Here is a 15,504-nt window from a genome sequence, read left to right as displayed (position 1 = left end):
CCCGCGATGTCATCTCATGATGTGAGACGGACGTCCACGTTGCGGGCAGGCAGGGCGCTCACTCCTTCGAGGGCTCCTCGTAGCGCGGGAAGACCGGCGTGGGCTTGGGCAGCGGTGCGCCGGGCACGAGCTCGCGCGACAGCGCGGTGAACTCGCGGTCCTGCGCTTCCTGCCCGAGCGCGTCGAGCAGGCGTGCGGCCGATCCGGGCATGACGGGCTGGACCAGCACGGCGACCGTGCGCACGACCTCGAGCGTGGACCACAGCACCGTGGCCATGCGCTCGGGATCGGTCTTGCGCAGCACCCACGGCTCCTGCGAGCTGAAGTAGCGGTTGCACTGCGCCACGACCTTCCAGATCTGCTCCAGACCGCGATGGAACTGAAGCGCGTCGAAGGCCTCGCGGACCTGCGGCAGCAGGGCGTGGGCGTCGTCGAGGATCTGGCGGTCCTCGGCCGTGAGCTCGCCCGGCTGCGGGGCGCGGCCCTCGAGGTTCTTGGCCACCATGGACAGCGAGCGCTGAGCCAGGTTGCCGAGGTCATTCGACAGGTCCGAATCGATGCGCGAGACGATCGCCTCGTGCGAGTACGAGCCGTCCTGTCCGAAGGGGACCTCGCGCATGAGGAAGAAGCGCAGGGCGTCGAGGCCGTAGGCGCTGACCAGCGACTGCGGGTCGATCACGTTGCCCACGGACTTGGACATCTTCTCGCCCTGGTTGAACAGGAAGCCGTGCCCGAAGACCTTCCGCGGGACCGGCAGTCCGGCCGACATCAGGAAGGCCGGCCAGTAGACCGAGTGGAAGCGGATGATGTCCTTGCCGATGATGTGCACGTCCGCCGGCCAGAACTTCTGGAAGAGCTCGCCGTCGACATCCGGGTAGCCCACACCCGTCAGGTAGTTGGTCAGGGCGTCCACCCACACGTACATGACGTGATCCGGGTCCCCGGGCACGGGGACGCCCCAGTCGAAGGTGGTCCGCGAGATCGACAGGTCGCGCAGTCCGCCGCGCACGAATTCAGCGACCTCGTTGCTGCGCGACTGCGGGCCCACCAGCCCGTCCTCGTAGAGGGCCAGCAGACGGTCCTGATAGGCGGAGAGCCGGAAGAAGTAGGAGGACTCCTCGGTCCAGGTCAGCTCCGTGCCAGTGCCCTTGGACAGGCGCACGCCGTCGACGACCTCGGTCTCGTCCTCGGCGTAGTAGGCCTCGTCGCGCACCGAGTACCACCCCGAGTACGTGTCCAGGTAGATGTCCCCGTTGGCCTCCATGCGCCGCCAGATCTCCTGCGAGGCCTCGTAGTGATCCGCATCCGTGGTGCGGATGAAGCGGTCGTAGGAGACCTGGAGCATGTCGTCCATGGACCGGAATGCGGCCGCGTTGCGATCGGCGAGCTGCTTGGGCGCGATGCCCTCGCGGTCGGCGGTCTGCTGCATCTTCTGGCCGTGCTCGTCGGTGCCGGTCAGGAAGCGGACGTCATAGCCGTCCAGGCGCTTGAACCGGGCCAGGACATCCGCGGCGATGGCCTCGTAGGCGTGCCCGATGTGCGGCGCCCCATTGGGGTACGAGATGGCGGTCGTGAGGTAGAACGCCGGTCGCGCGCTGGTCACGGTCTCGGGCTCGGGGGTCTCGGCGCTCACGTCGGCAGTCTGCTCAGAAGTCACGCGGACCATCGTAGCGGCGACGACCGCGCCCGCCCCACCGCCGGCGCCGTGCCCGCCCCGACACGGAGCGGCCACGATCCCGTCAGGTATTCACTTAAGCAATTTCATGTGAGACGCTGATCCTGCCCGCGACCGTCGGGCGTCTCCCAGCACGAAAGGCACGCGATGCGCAGCGAACTGTTCGCCCCGGATCACATGGAGCGCGAGACGCAGGACCAGTGGGCCCTGCAGTCCTCCAAGATGCTCCGGGTCAACATGTCCCAGGACATCATCGCCACCAAGGGCGCCATGGTGGCCTATCAGGGGCAGATGACCTTCACCCACGAGGGCTCCGGCTCCCTGGGCAAGTTCCTCAAGAAGGCCATGACCAGCGAGGGCGGGGCCATGATGCGCGTCTCCGGCCAGGGCGAGGTCTTCTTCGCGCGCCAGGCGCGCAACATCTTCCTGATCCAGCTCGAGGGCGAGGCCATCACGGTCGACTCCGACTCCCTGCTGGCCTTCGACGGCTCCCTGAACTGGGACATCAAGCGCATCCAGGGCGCGGGCTTCATGGCCGGCGGCCTGTTCAACCTCGAGCTGTCCGGTCACGGCTTCATCGCCGTGTGCTGCGACGGCGAGCCCATGGTCCTGGATGCCTCGACACAGCCCACCTTCGTGGATCCCCAGGCCGCGGTGTGCTGGTCCACCAACCTGGCGCCGTCCATCAAGAACGACTTCAACTTCTCGGGCATGTTCCGCGGCGGATCCGGGGAGGCCTTCCAGCTGGCCTTCCACGGCCCCGGCTTCGTGGTCGTCCAGCCCTCCGAGGGCGTTCCGGTGATCACCACCGGCAGCTGATCGGCTGCGCACAGCGCGACGGCGGCCTCCCCTCCTGATGGAGGGGAGGCCGCCGTCGTGATGAGGTGCTGCGCGGATCAGCGAGCGGCGGAGCCCTCGTTGTAGTCGGCGTCCGAGTCCGACCAGACGAACAGCTTGCGCAGCTCGCGGCCGACGGACTCGATCTTGTGTCCCTGGCCCTTCTCGCGCAGCTCCAGGAACTCCTTGGCCCCGTTGTCCTGGTCCTCGATGAACCGGCGGGCGAAGGTGCCGTCCTGGATGTCGGCGAGCACGGCCTGCATGTTCTCCTTGACCGACGGGTCGATCACACGCGGGCCGGAGACGTAGTCGCCGTACTCGGCGGTGTCCGAGATCGACCAGCGCTGCTTGGAGATGCCGCCCTCGACCATCAGGTCGACGATCAGCTTGAGCTCGTGCAGGACCTCGAAGTAGGCGATCTCCGGCTGGTAGCCGGCCTCGGTCAGGGTCTCGAAGCCGTACTGGACCAGCTGGGACATGCCGCCGCACAGCACGGCCTGCTCGCCGAACAGGTCCGACTCGGTCTCCTCGGCGAAGGTCGTCTTGATGACGCCGGCGCGGGCGCCGCCGATGGCCTTCGCGTAGGACAGGGCGAGCTCGAGGGCCTTGCCGGAGGCGTCGACCTCCACGGCGACCAGGTCCGGGACGCCGCGGCCGGCCTCGAACTCGCGGCGCACGGTGTGGCCCGGGCCCTTGGGGGCGACCATGGCGACGTCGACGCCCTGGGGGGCCTCGATGTAGCCGTAGCGGATGTTGAAGCCGTGGGCGAAGAAGATCGCGTCGCCGTCCTTGAGGTTCGGCTGGATCGACTCGGCGTACACGGTGCGCTGGACCTGATCCGGGGTCAGGATCATGATGACGTCGGCCTCGGCGGCGGCCTCGGCCACCGTCAGGACGCGCAGGCCCTCGGCCTCGGCCTTGGCGCGCGAGCGGGAGCCCTCGGCCAGGCCGATGCGGACGTCGACGCCCGAGTCGCGCAGGTTCAGCGCGTGGGCGTGGCCCTGGGAGCCGTAGCCGATGACCGCGACCTTGCGGCCCTGGATGATCGAGAGGTCGGCGTCATCCTCGTAGAAGATCTCTGCTGCCATGTTCGTGTGCATCTCCTTGGGTGGGTGACCCGCAGCGGGTGCGGGCGTTTCGGTGCCGGCGCTGCGCCTGCGACGATTCCCCCCGTTCCGTGCTCGACGGCCCGGGGCGGGGCCGCATCAGTGGCGCAGCGCGCGGTCGGTGATGGACTTCGATCCGCGACCGAGCGCCAGCGTACCGGCACGGGCGATCTCGCGGATTCCGAAGGGCTGGAGGACCTCGAGCAGCGCTTCGAGCTTGTTCGAGGAGCCGGTGGCCTCGATGACGACCGAGTCCGGGGAGACGTCGATGATCGAGGCGCGGAAGAGGTCGGCGGCCTGGGTGACCTGCAGCCGCGTGGCCGCATCAGCCCGGACCTTGATCATGACGTGCTCCCGGGAGACCGAGGCCTCCGGGGCGAGCTCCACGATCTTGATCACGTTCACCAGCTTGTTCAGCTGCTTGGTGACCTGCTCGAGGGAGTGCGGGTCCGCGTTCACGACGACCGTGATGCGGGAGAGCCCCTCCTGGTCCGTGCCGCCCACGGCGAGCTGGTCGATGTTGAACGCGCGCCGGGCGAACAGGGCGGCCACACGGGTCAGGACGCCCGGCTTGTCCTCCACGAGGACCGAGAGGGTGTGTCGGGACTGCTCAGGCATCGTCCTGGTTCCAATCTGGCGTCATGTTCTGGGCGATCTGGATCAGGTCGTTCGCCACGCCGGAGGGCACCATGGGCCACACCATGGCGTCGGCGGAGACCACGAAATCGATGACGACCGGGCGGTCGTTCACCTCCATGGCCGCGCGGATGGTCTCCTCGACGTCCTCCTCCCGCTCGCAGCGGAAGACGGCGCAGCCGTAGGCCTCGCCGAGCTTGAGGAAGTCGGGGACCCGCCGGGAGTCATGGCCCGTGTTCAGGTGGGTGTTCGAGTAGCGGCCGTCGTAGAACAGGGTCTGCCACTGCCGCACCATGCCCAGCGAGCCGTTGTTGATGACCGCGACCTTGATGTTGATCCCGTTGAGCGTGCACGTGGCCAGCTCCTGGTTGGTCATCTGGAAGCAGCCGTCGCCGTCGATGGCCCACACCGTGCGCTCGGGCTCGGCGACCTTGGCGCCCATGGCCGCCGGCACGGCGAAGCCCATGGTGCCCAGTCCGGCGGAGTTCAGCCACTGGCGCGGGCGCTCGTGGCGGATGAACTGCGAGGACCACATCTGGTGCTGGCCCACGCCCGCGGCGTAGACCGACTCCGGTCCGCTGAGCTCCGAGATCTTCTGGATCACGAGCTGCGGGCTGAGGTGGCCGTCCTCGGTGGGGGTCCAGCCGAGCGGGTAGGTCTCGCGCACGCCGTCGAGGATCTTCCACCAGTCGGCGAGGTCCGGCAGCTGCTGCGTGCCGGAGCGCAGCGCCTCGGAGAGATCCGGGATCACCGTGGCCAGATCGCCCACGATCGGGACGTCGGCGACGCGGTTCTTGGAGATCTCCGCGGGGTCGACGTCGGCATGGATGACCTTGGCGTTCGGGGCGAAGGAGGCGAGGACGCCGGTCACGCGGTCGTCGAACCGAGCGCCCAGGGCGATCAGCAGGTCCGCCTGCTGCATGGCGTAGACGGCCGGCACCGTGCCGTGCATGCCCGGCATGCCCAGGTTCTGGGGGTGGGAGTCCGGGAAGACGCCGCGGGCGGTGAGGGTCGTGACGACCGGGGCGCCGGTGAGCTCGGCCAGCTCGGCCAGCTGCTCGGAGGCCTCCGCCTTGATCGTGCCGCCGCCGGCGTAGATCACCGGACGACGGGCCTCGCGGATCAGGCGCGCGGCCTCGCGGATCTGCTTGGCGTGGCCCCGGGCGATCGGGCGGTAGCCGACCAGGTCCAGGGTGGGCGGCCAGGAGAAGGTCGTGGACGCGACCTGCGCATCCTTGGCGATGTCCACCAGCACGGGGCCGGGACGGCCGGTCGAGGCGAGGTGGAAGGCCTCGGCCATGATGCGAGGGATCTCGTCGGCGTCGGTCACGAGGTAGGAGTGCTTGGTGACCGGCATGGTCATGCCCACGATGTCCGCCTCCTGGAAGGCGTCCGAGCCGATCAGGCTCGAGGCGACCTGACCGGTGATCGCGACCATGGGGATCGAGTCCATGTTGGCATCGGCCAGCGCGGTGACCAGGTTGGTGGCACCGGGCCCGGAGGTCGCGATGCACACGCCCACGCGCCCGGAGGCCATGGCGTAGCCCTCGGCCGCGTGCCCGGCGCCCTGCTCGTGGCGGACCAGGATGTGATTGATGCCCTCGGCGTCCATCAGGGGGTCGTAGGTGGGCAGGATGGCCCCGCCCGGCAGGCCGAAGACGTCCGTGACGCCCAGGGCCTGCAGGGACTTGATGACCGCCCCCGACCCGGTGGTCTCCTCCGGAGCGATCGTGGGGTTCGGCCCCATGACCCGCGGCATGACGACACCCGAGTCGGAGGCCGCCTTCTGGTGCCCCGCACCCGTGCGCCGACTGGCCATCAGCGCGGGGCTGATCTCTGTTCCACTGCTCATGTCATCGTCCTTCGTGCCGAATCCTCAGCGCTGCGGTCCTCGGCCCAGCGGCCGTTGCAGACATTGTCCCCGATCCGAAGGCCTCCCGCGGCCCCCTGGCGCACGACGGCGCCAGGAGGTCTCGGGCATCTCGCCATCCTCCGGAAGCGGCCGCTCGCCGGCGCCCCGGGTGCCAAGGCGATCGTGCGGGCGGGCTGAACGAGCGAAGGCCCCGATCCATCCTGGTGCGGACGGGCGACGGGGCCTTCAGCTCGCGGGATGCTCAGCGCGCGTCAGACCGGTCGCCCGACTGGGACGACCAGCCCGGTCAGGATGACCGAGTGACGGCGCGCTGTGATCCACTGCATGTCGGCCATGCTCCGATGCCCCGCAAGGGCGTGTCAATCCTCGGGACGACCGTCCCGCATAGTGAGACAGGCCACGTCCGGGAGCACCAAGTGGACAGCGCCGGGAACCTCCGGTACATTCTTTCTTCGTCGTTCGACGGAGCACAGCTTCGCGAAACGGATTCCCCGCACCTCTCCTGGAGGTCCAGCGAGTCCGAGTCTCGCCCTGTGGTAATGTCTTGCGGCGCAGATCGAAGGAGGCGGCAGCGTTCCGCTCCCCCAGATCGCATCCCGCGCCTCTAGCTCAATTGGCAGAGCAGCTGACTCTTAATCAGCGGGTTCTCGGTTCGAGTCCGAGGGGGCGCACAGGAAAGGCAAAGGGCCCGACTCCAGCTGGAGTCGGGCCCTTATGCATGAGCACCGTCATGAACGCCGCATGCCGCGCTCGCCGGGGCGCAGGGCCGGCCGGGCGCCGCGGCCTCAGACCGCCTCCGACCCCCCCGGCGCTGGAGCGGACTCGGCAGGGCGCTCACCCTGGTCCTCGGAGACCTCGTGGACCGCGCCCTGGGCATCGACATCGAACTTCCAGCGGGAGGCGCCGAGAGTGGAGATGATGTGCGCCAGGCTGCGGCGCAGCTGCTCGTCGCTCAGGGTGCCGTCGTCGATCAGCTCGCCCTCCAGGCGCGAGGCCTCGTCCAGGACGTTCCGGCCCGCCTCGGTGATCGAGACCAGGTGGCTGCGCCGATCCTTGAGATTGGGGCTGCGGCTGATGTGCCCGTGGCTCTCCAGCCGGTGCAGGGTCTTGCCCATGGTCTGCGCCTGCACCCGGACCTCCTGGGCGAGCCGGGCCTGGCTCAGCGTGCCGTGCTCGTGGAGCACGTCCAGCGCCATGTACCCGGCGTGGGTCACGCCCAGGGCCGCCAGCCGCTCGTTCCACGAGTGCTCGACGAGCCGGGCCGCCGTGGACAGGAGGCGATTGGTCGACCACTCGGAGTTCTCGGACATGACACGATTGTAACCATGACGAGGGAAGCAATCCTCACTGCCGCATGGGTCCGGCCCCGACTGCCGGATCAGGCCGATCTGCGACCATGTCAGCAGCACCCGACAGCGACGAAGGAGTCCGAACATGCCCCAGCGACTGACCCCCGGAGAGCAGGCCCCTGACTTCACCCTCACCGATGCCGCAGGCGAGGAGGTCACCCTGTCCGCGCTGCGCGGCAGGCGGGTCATCGTCTACTTCTACCCGAAGGCCTCCACCCCGGGCTGCACCACCCAGGCCTGCGACTTCCAGGACCGCCTGGAGCGCTTCCGCGCCGACGGCTTCGAGGTCCTGGGCATCTCCCCCGATGCCCCCGCCGCTCTCGAGCGCTTCGCGCAGAAGGAGTCGCTCGGCTTCCGCCTGCTCTCGGACCCCGATCACGAGGTCGCCGAGCGCTGGGGCGCCTGGGGCGAGAAGAAGAACTACGGCAAGGTCTACGAGGGACTGATCCGCTCCACGATCGTCGTCGACGCCGACGGCGTCGTCGAGCTCGCCCAGTACAACGTGCGCGCCAAGGGCCACGTGGCCAAGCTGCGCCGGGACCTCGGCCTGGAGGACTGAGGCGCTGCGGCCGTCGTCGTCGGCTCCGTCGACGGTATGATCGGGCGGCCCCCGCAGTGCGGGGCGAGCGCGAGTGGTGGAACTGGCAGACACGCAGGATTTAGGTTCCTGTGCTCCGGCGTGCGGGTTCGAGTCCCGCCTCGCGCACTCCCGCAGCGCGCCTGCTCATCGCCCGCGCGCTCCCGCACCGCCATCCCCGATCGAGACCAGCCCCAGGAGGAATCGTGAGCGCCCAGCCGACCCGCCGAGCGCTGCTGCTCGGCGCCTCCGCCCTGGCGCTGGCCGGCTGCTCACGCGGATCGGAAGCCGACTCCGCCTCCGAGGAGCAGAGCGCATCGCAGCGGCCGTACGTGTTCGCCAATGCGGCCACGGCCCCCACGCTGGACCCCACGCTCACGGACAACGTGGAGACCAATCGCGTGGCCCGCCAGGTGCTCGACGGCCTCGTGGCCCCGGATTCCCTGACCGGCGAGGCCGTGCCCGCGCTCGCGGTGAGCTGGGCCGCCTCCGACGACGGACGCACCCTCGACTTCGCTCTGCGCCGCGACGTCGTCTTCCACGACGGCGAGAAGCTCACCGCCCAGAACGTCTGCCGCAACTTCGAGCGCTGGGCGGCGGCCTCCGTGCGAGACACCGCGACCGGGCGGCACAGCCTGTTCGATGCCATCTTCCGCCGCGGCACCCCCCAGGGAAGCCTCTACGACGGCTGCGAGGCGGTCGACGAGCACACCTTCCGCCTGCTGCTGACCCGCCGCTTCCCCGCCCTGGTCACGTGCCTGACGCACCCGGCCTTCGGGATCGCCTCGAGCGCCTCGATCGACGACGACACCGTCGGCACCGCGCCCGTGGGCACTGGGCCGTTCCGCGTGGTGCGCGGACTCGACCCGGGCGCAGGCCAGCTCCCGGACGATCCCATCGAGCTCGAGTCCTTCCCCGAGCACTGGAACGGCACCGGAGACATCGGCCGCCTGTCGTTCGTGGCGATCCTCGACCCCCGCATGCGCTACATCGCCCTGGAGACCGGACGCGTGGACGGCTACGACCTGGTCGGGCTCTCGGACTTCGCGCCGCTGGCCCGCGACGGAGTCCAGGTCCTGCAGCGCGACCCCTATGCCCTGTCCTACCTGGGCATCCACACCTCGTCGAAGTGGCTGGACTCCCTCGAGGTCCGCGGCGCGGTGATGTCCGCGATCGATCGGCAGGCGCTGGTGCGCGAGCACTACCCCGAGGGCACCGGGGTGGCCCAGGACTTCATGCCAGCCCGCTTCAACATCCCCGACGGCACCTCCGGATACCCCGGCTACAACCCGCAGGACGCGCGCCGGGCCCTCGAGGACGCCGGCTACGACGGCACGCCCCTGCGCTTCGCCTACCCCACCGGAGCCTCCCGCTCCTGGGCGCTGGAGCCGGAGCGGCTCTACGCCGACATCTCGGAGCAGCTGGTGCGCTGCGGGTTCGAGATCGCGCCGGTGCCGCTGCCCTGGAGCACCTACGCGCAGAGCCTGCGCACTCGCTCCGCCGATCACGACCTCTTCCTCAGCGGCCTCAGCGGCGGGCTGCGCGATCAGGACTTCTTCACGGCCGTGCTCTTCTCCGCGACCACCCCGGAGCTCGACCTGCGATCCGAGAGCCTCCACGAGCTCATCGAGGAGGCCGCGGAGGTCCCGGACGGCGAGCAGCGTCAGGAGCTCTACAGCAGAGTCGGCGACCAAGTCGCCCAGCACCGCGCCGCGCTGCCCCTGGCCTTCCCCATCACTGCCGTGGCCGTGAATCAGCGCACGGCGTCCTTCCCCCTGTCCTCCACGGGCTTCGAGCCCTTCCGCGAGGTCGAGCTCACCCAGTCGTGACCGCAGGCACGGCCCACGACGGAGTAGCCTGGGAGGCGACCACGCGCGCGGAGGCCCGGGTCCAGGGCAGCTGATCTCCGCGCCCGAGCAGACGGAGGCCTCTTCACGTGACCAAGACCATGGAATCCACCGACGTCGTCCTGGTGGGCGGCGGCATCATGTCCGCAACCCTGGGCGCCATGCTCACGGAACTCGAGCCGAGCTGGAGCATCACCCTGCTCGAGCGCCTCGACCACGTGGGCCAGGAGAGCTCGGCGGTGTGGAACAACGCCGGCACCGGGCACTCCGCCCTGTGCGAGCTCAACTACGCCCCGCGCGCCGCGGACGGCACGGTCGATGCCACCAAGGCCGTGAAGATCAACGAGCAGTTCCAGGTCTCGCGCCAGTTCTGGTCCACGCTCGTCACCGAGGGCAAGCTCGGCGAGCCGGGCTCGTTCATCAACCCGGTCCCGCACATCTCCATGGTCTTCAACGCGGACCACGTGGAGTACCTGCGGGCCCGCCACGAGTCCTTCTCGCAGCACAAGCTCTTCGAGCGCCTCGAGCTCTCCGAGGACCGCGACCAGATCGCCCAGTGGGCCCCGCTGACCCAGGAGGGCCGCGGCGCCGGCCCCGTGGCCGCTTCCTTCGCCCCGGAAGGCACCGACGTCAACTTCGGCGAGCTGACCCGCCAGCTGATCCGGCACATGGAGGCCAACGGCGCCGAGATCCGCACCGGCGTCCAGGTGCAGAACCTGGACCGCCAGCCGGACGGCACCTGGATCGTGCGCACCCAGAACCGCCTGAACTCGGAGGATTCCCGCGAGATCCGCGCCAAGTTCGTGTTCGTCGGCGCCGGCGGCGGAGCCCTGCCGCTGCTGCAGAAGTCGGGGATCCCGGAGATCAAGGGCTTCGGCGGCTTCCCGGTCTCCGGGCTGTGGCTGCGCAATTCCAACCCCAGCACCGCCGAGCGCCACGACGCCAAGGTCTACGGCCAGGCGGCCGTCGGCGCCCCGCCCATGTCGGTGCCGCACCTGGACACCCGCTACGAGAACGGGAAGAAGTCGCTGCTGTTCGGCCCCTACGGCGGCTTCAAGCCGAACTTCCTCAAGCAGGGCTCCCTGCTGGACCTGCCCAAGTCCGTGCGCCCCGACAACATCTACCCCATGGCCCGCGCAGGCCTGGCCAACCTGGACCTGGTCAAGTACCTGCTCTCCGAGCTGGCCAAGAACAAGGACCAGCGCATGGAGGCCCTGCGCGAGTTCTACCCGCAGGCCCAGGCCGAGGAGTGGGAGCTCGTCCACGCCGGCCAGCGCGTGCAGGTCATGCGCAAGGACAAGAAGAAGGGCGGCGTGCTGCAGTTCGGCACGGAGCTGATCACCGCCGACGACGGCTCGATCGCAGGCCTCCTGGGCGCCTCCCCGGGCGCCTCGACCGCGGTCCCGATCATGATCGACCTGCTGGGACGCTGCTTCCCGAACCACTCCGCGGCCTGGAAGTCCCGCCTCACCGACCTGATCCCCTCGCTGGGTCAGCAGCTCGATGAGAACCCGGCGCTGGCCGACGAGATCATGGGCCACACCGCAAAGACCCTCGGAATCCGATGAGCAGATAGCCTGCGAGCGCTTTCATGACGCACGCCTGAACGACGGCCTCCCATGCATATGCATGGGAGGCCGTCGTCGTCCCGGCCCGTCCTTCCGTGACGTTGCGGGCCACAGACACGGACGGAGACCGCCGTCGGAACTGTCCCCGACCTTTTCTCCGGACACAGGCGCCTTTCGGTGGACACGGAAGAATCATGCATTCGACTTGGATGACATATGATCTGGCTCGTGCCCACCAGAGAATCTGACAACGACCCCGTAGAGACCTCCACCACTGCATGGGAGGCCCTGTACCGAGCCCAGGTCACCGTCATGCGCAAGCTCCAGCGACAGGAGGAGTTCGCGGATCTGTCCATGCGCGAATACGACGTCCTGTTCAACCTGGCCCGCTCCGACGCCCGCGGCATCCGCCTGAACGAGCTCAACGAATATGTCCTCCTCACGCAGTCCAGCCTCTCCCGCATGCTCGAGAGGCTCGAGGCCAAGGACCTCGTCCACCGCTGGCAGGATCCCCAGGACCTGCGCGGCCTGCGCATCAGGCTCACCGAGGACGGCAAGGACCTGCAGCAGCGCATCGCGGAGCACTTCGACCGCCACGTGCACGAGCTCATGGTCGCCGGGCTGGACTCGGAGGAGCTGCGCATCCTCACCCGGCTCTCCGATCGCCTGCGCCACAGCCTGACCGACTGATCCCCGCACGGACCTCCCCGATCCGCGCCCTGCACCATGCGGACCCTGCCGCCTCGACCCGCCCTGCCCGGCGCGTCGGAGCGACGGGGGGCGCGCCGGCTCCCGGGTCCGCGGGCCGGATCTCAGTACACTGAACTCCCGGATCGCGACGGCCGCCCGAGCTCACGAGCGATCCGAGTTCCCCCTCGACCCTCAGCAAGGAGCCCCACGTGGCGAAGAACAACCTTCGCGAGACCCTGGAGCGCGCCGAGGCCCCCGCGGCCGAGAGCAGCTCGAAGCCGGACTCGCCGACCAAGATGAAGTGGGGCTATGTCCTCAAGCGGTCGTTCGCGGAGTTCACGCAGGACGGCTGCACGGACCTGGCCGCAGCGCTGACCTACTTCACGGTCTCGGCGATCTTCCCCGGCCTGCTGGCCGTCGTCTCCCTGCTGGGCGTGTTCGGCCAGGGCGAGCAGACCACGCAGGCGATCACCGGCTTCCTGGACGGACGCGTCCCGCCGGAGCTCAACGAGCTGCTCTCCGAGCCGATCAACAACCTCACCAGCTCGACCGGCGGCGGCATCATCGCCCTGATCATCGGTGTGGCCACCGGACTGTGGACGGCCTCCGGCTACGTCGGCGCGTTCTCCCGGGCCATGAACCGGATCTACGAGGTCGAGGAGGGCCGCGGCTTCGTCAAGCTCAAGCTGTCCATGCTGCTGACCACGCTGACGGTCGTGATCACCGTGGTGCTGATCTTCCTGATGATCCTGCTCTCCGGCGGCATCGCGGAGACCCTGGGCGATGCCATCGGCCTGGGCTCGACCGCCGTGACCGTGTGGAACATCGCCAAGTGGCCCGTCATCCTCGTGCTGCTCATGCTGCTCGTGGCCGTCCTGTACTACCGGACCCCCAACGTCCGCCAGCCCAAGTTCCGCTGGATCTCCCCCGGTGCGGTCTTCGCAATCCTGGGCGCGATCCTGGCCGCCGGCGCTTTCTCCGTCTACGCCACGCAGTTCGCCACGCAGACCGCCACCTACGGCGTCATCGGCGCCGTGATCCTGGGCCTGCTGGGCGTGTGGATCATCAACAACGTGCTCCTGCTGGGTGCCGAGATCGACGCCGAGGTCGAGCGGACGCGCGAGCTGCAGGCCGGCATCCCCGCGGAGGACACGCTGCAGCTGCCCCCGCGCGATGTCGGCACGGTCGTGGCGAACATCGAGAAGCAGGACAAGCTCATCGAGCAGGGCCGGCAGCTGCGCCTGGACTCGGACTCCGGGATCGACTACACGGCCAGTGGGAAGGACTCCGGCGCGGAGGGCGCCGACGAGGTCGCCCACTTCGATGACGAGGCCCGCTCCGTGCTCGACGAGCAGCGCCAGCGCGAGGTCTGAGACAGGCGGGCCAGGCACGACGTCTGTGCTGTTCGCTACAGTGGCGGGAGGCGCCGCGGCCCTGGTGCCGCGGCGCCTCCCGCCGTCTTGTCCAGGGTCGGCTGCGAGCATCTGTCCCGAACACGCACGAGGAGCGATCCAGCATGCATGAAGTCAAGGCCGTCGTCGTCAAGGCCAAGGACGAGGCCCCCGTCGTGGAGACCATCCTGGTCCCGGATCCGGGCCCCGGGGAGGCCCTGGTGGACATCCTGACCTGCGGGGTCTGCCAGACCGACATGCACTACCAGGTCGGCGGCGTCTCGGACGACTTCCCGTTCCTGCTCGGACACGAGGCCACCGGCCGCGTGGCCGCCATCGGCGAGGGCGTCACGGACATCGCCGTCGGCGACGAGGTCATCCTCAACTGGCGCGCCGTGTGCGGCCAGTGCCGCGCCTGCCACCGCGGCGAGCCCTGGTACTGCTTCGACACCCTCAACGCCACGCAGAAGATGACCCTGCAGGACGGCACCCCGCTTGAGCCCGCCCTGGGCATCGGCGCCTTCGCAGAGAAGACCCTGGTCGCCGCCGGTCAGTGCACTCGAATCCCGGGCGGTGCCCTCGAGCCGCAGCAGCGCGCGGCCGTCGGGCTGCTCGGCTGCGGCGTGACCGCCGGCCTGGGGCGGTGCTGAACACCGGTGCCGTGAAGCGCGGCGAGTCCGTGGCCGTGATCGGCTGCGGCGGCGTGGGCACCGCGGCGATCGCCGGCGCTCAGCTGGGTGGAGCCACGCGGATCATCGCCGTGGACCTCGACGACGAGAAGCTGGCCACCGCCGAGTCCTTCGGCGCCACCCACAAGGTCAACTCCAAGGAGAAAGACCCCGTCGAGGCCATCCGCGAGATCACCGGCGGCCACGGCGCAGACCTGGTGATCGATGCCGTGGGCATCGCTCCCACCTTCCGCCAGGCCTTCGAGGCCCGTGACCTGGCCGGTCGCATGGTGCTGGTGGGCGTCCCGAACCCGGGCACGGTCACCGACATCGACCTGGCCGAGGTCTTCAGCCACGGCGGCTCCATCAAGTCCGCCTGGTACGGCGACACCCTGCCCGAGCGCGACTTCCCCATGTTCGTGGACCAGTACCGCCTGGGTCGACTGGACCTTGACAGCTTCGTCTCCGAGCGCATCACCATGGATGACGTCCAGTCCGCTTTCGAGAAGATGAAGCAGGGCCGCGTCCTGCGCTCGGTCGTGGAGGTGGGCGAATGAGCACCGCGCCACTGACCGTCGCCGCCTCCGCCGACGGCTCCGTGCGCGTCGAGCGCGTGGTGACCAGCGGGACCTTCTCCCTCGACGGAGGCACGTGGGAGGTGGAGAACAACGTCTGGATCGTCGGGGACGGCCAGCGCTGCCTGGTGATCGATCCCGCGCACTCCCCGGAGGCCGTGCGGGAGGCGGTGGCAGGCCGGGAGGTCGTGGCGGTCGTGCTGACCCACGGCCACGACGACCACGTGGGCGTGGCCCCGCAGGTGGCCCAGATGCTCGGGGCGCAGACCTGGCTGCATCCAGAGGATCGCGTGCTGTGGGACCAGACCCACCCGCAGACCGCCCCCGATCACGAGATCGCCGAGGGCACGCAGTTCCAGATCGGCTCCCTGAGCCTGCGCGCGCTGCACACTCCGGGCCACGCGCCCGGCTCGGTGTGCCTCTACGCCCCGGAGCTGGGCGTCGTGGACGACCAGGGCTCCCCCGTCGAGCCCCTGAGCGGCGTGGTGTTCTCCGGAGACACCCTCTTCCAGGGCGGTCCCGGAGCCACGGGGCGCTCGTACTCGGATTTCCCCACCATCGTCGAGTCCATCCGCGAGCGCCTGCTCACCCTGCCCGATTCCACGGCGGTGCTCACCGGGCATGGGGACTCCACCACGATCGGGGCCGAGGCCCCGCATGTCCAGGAGTGGCTCGACCGCGGCCACTGATCCGCGGACGCTGATCGATCGCG

Annotated in this window: 12 protein-coding genes, 2 tRNA genes and 1 pseudogene; 10 read left to right on the top strand and 5 right to left on the bottom strand. The window is 69.4% G+C overall.

Annotated features, from left to right (window positions below; genetic code table 11):
- Positions 1–58: 58 nt before the first annotated feature.
- Entirely contained in the window at positions 59–1,666 is a 1,608-nt protein-coding gene (gene metG / locus OVA15_RS02370) for a methionine--tRNA ligase (RefSeq protein ID WP_268142841.1), read from the bottom strand.
- 156 nt (positions 1,667–1,822) lie between these two features.
- Here metG and OVA15_RS02365 point away from each other — a divergent pair, with 156 nt between their 5' ends.
- The gene (locus OVA15_RS02365; RefSeq protein ID WP_006215175.1) at positions 1,823–2,494 is read left to right on the top strand and encodes an AIM24 family protein; all 672 of its coding nucleotides are present in this window, start codon (positions 1,823–1,825) and stop codon (positions 2,492–2,494) included.
- Positions 2,495–2,571: 77 nt separating this feature from the next.
- Here the strand turns inward: OVA15_RS02365 and ilvC are convergent, their stop codons facing one another.
- The 3 genes from ilvC to OVA15_RS02350 all read right to left on the bottom strand — a co-directional run bounded on the left by ilvC (position 2,572) and on the right by OVA15_RS02350 (position 6,106).
- A complete protein-coding gene (gene ilvC, locus OVA15_RS02360) occupies positions 2,572–3,600 on the bottom strand; it encodes a ketol-acid reductoisomerase (protein WP_024290753.1) in 1,029 nt (342 codons plus the stop codon).
- A 117-nt stretch (positions 3,601–3,717) separates the two neighbouring features.
- Positions 3,718–4,236, bottom strand: coding sequence for an acetolactate synthase small subunit (ilvN, locus tag OVA15_RS02355; protein ID WP_024290754.1), 519 nt, complete (start codon positions 4,234–4,236; stop codon positions 3,718–3,720).
- Entirely contained in the window at positions 4,229–6,106 is a 1,878-nt protein-coding gene (locus OVA15_RS02350) for an acetolactate synthase large subunit (RefSeq protein WP_024290755.1), read from the bottom strand. The genes ilvN and OVA15_RS02350 overlap by 8 nt, the downstream gene beginning before the upstream one ends.
- Positions 6,107–6,725: 619 nt before the next feature.
- Between OVA15_RS02350 and OVA15_RS02345 the strand changes: the two genes are divergently transcribed.
- Positions 6,726–6,798, top strand: a tRNA-Lys gene (locus OVA15_RS02345).
- Between the two features lie 114 nt (positions 6,799–6,912).
- Here the strand turns inward: OVA15_RS02345 and OVA15_RS02340 are convergent.
- Positions 6,913–7,437: a MarR family winged helix-turn-helix transcriptional regulator gene (locus tag OVA15_RS02340; protein WP_053447168.1), complete on the bottom strand. Its 525-nt coding sequence runs from the start codon at positions 7,435–7,437 to the stop codon at positions 6,913–6,915.
- A gap of 124 nt (positions 7,438–7,561) precedes the next feature.
- Between OVA15_RS02340 and bcp the strand changes: the two genes are divergently transcribed.
- The 8 genes and pseudogenes from bcp (at position 7,562) to OVA15_RS02300 (ending at position 15,481) form a co-directional block, all read left to right on the top strand.
- Entirely contained in the window at positions 7,562–8,035 is a 474-nt protein-coding gene (bcp, locus tag OVA15_RS02335) for a thioredoxin-dependent thiol peroxidase (protein ID WP_268142837.1), read from the top strand.
- A 67-nt stretch (positions 8,036–8,102) separates the two neighbouring features.
- A tRNA-Leu gene (locus OVA15_RS02330) sits at positions 8,103–8,182 on the top strand.
- Positions 8,183–8,259: 77 nt separating this feature from the next.
- The gene (locus OVA15_RS02325) at positions 8,260–9,882 is read left to right on the top strand and encodes an ABC transporter substrate-binding protein (protein WP_024290758.1); all 1,623 of its coding nucleotides are present in this window, start codon (positions 8,260–8,262) and stop codon (positions 9,880–9,882) included.
- Between the two features lie 107 nt (positions 9,883–9,989).
- Positions 9,990–11,468, top strand: coding sequence for a malate:quinone oxidoreductase (locus OVA15_RS02320; RefSeq protein WP_024290759.1), 1,479 nt, complete (start codon positions 9,990–9,992; stop codon positions 11,466–11,468).
- 228 nt (positions 11,469–11,696) lie between these two features.
- A complete protein-coding gene (locus tag OVA15_RS02315; protein ID WP_326493253.1) occupies positions 11,697–12,158 on the top strand; it encodes a MarR family winged helix-turn-helix transcriptional regulator in 462 nt (153 codons plus the stop codon).
- Positions 12,159–12,367: 209 nt separating this feature from the next.
- A complete protein-coding gene (locus OVA15_RS02310; protein ID WP_053447165.1) occupies positions 12,368–13,531 on the top strand; it encodes a YihY/virulence factor BrkB family protein in 1,164 nt (387 codons plus the stop codon).
- A gap of 143 nt (positions 13,532–13,674) precedes the next feature.
- Positions 13,675–14,774, top strand: a pseudogene (locus OVA15_RS02305) (S-(hydroxymethyl)mycothiol dehydrogenase).
- Complete coding sequence (locus OVA15_RS02300) at positions 14,771–15,481, top strand: MBL fold metallo-hydrolase (RefSeq protein WP_058871246.1); 711 nt, start codon at positions 14,771–14,773, stop codon at positions 15,479–15,481. The pseudogene OVA15_RS02305 and the gene OVA15_RS02300 overlap by 4 nt, the downstream one beginning before the upstream one ends.
- Positions 15,482–15,504 lie beyond the last annotated feature (23 nt).

It is taken from the genome of Kocuria sp. SL71, from assembly GCF_026672465.1.
In the GTDB taxonomy this organism is placed as follows: Bacteria; Actinomycetota; Actinomycetes; order Actinomycetales; family Micrococcaceae; genus Kocuria; species Kocuria palustris.
This window is presented reverse-complemented; position numbering and strand designations above follow the sequence as displayed.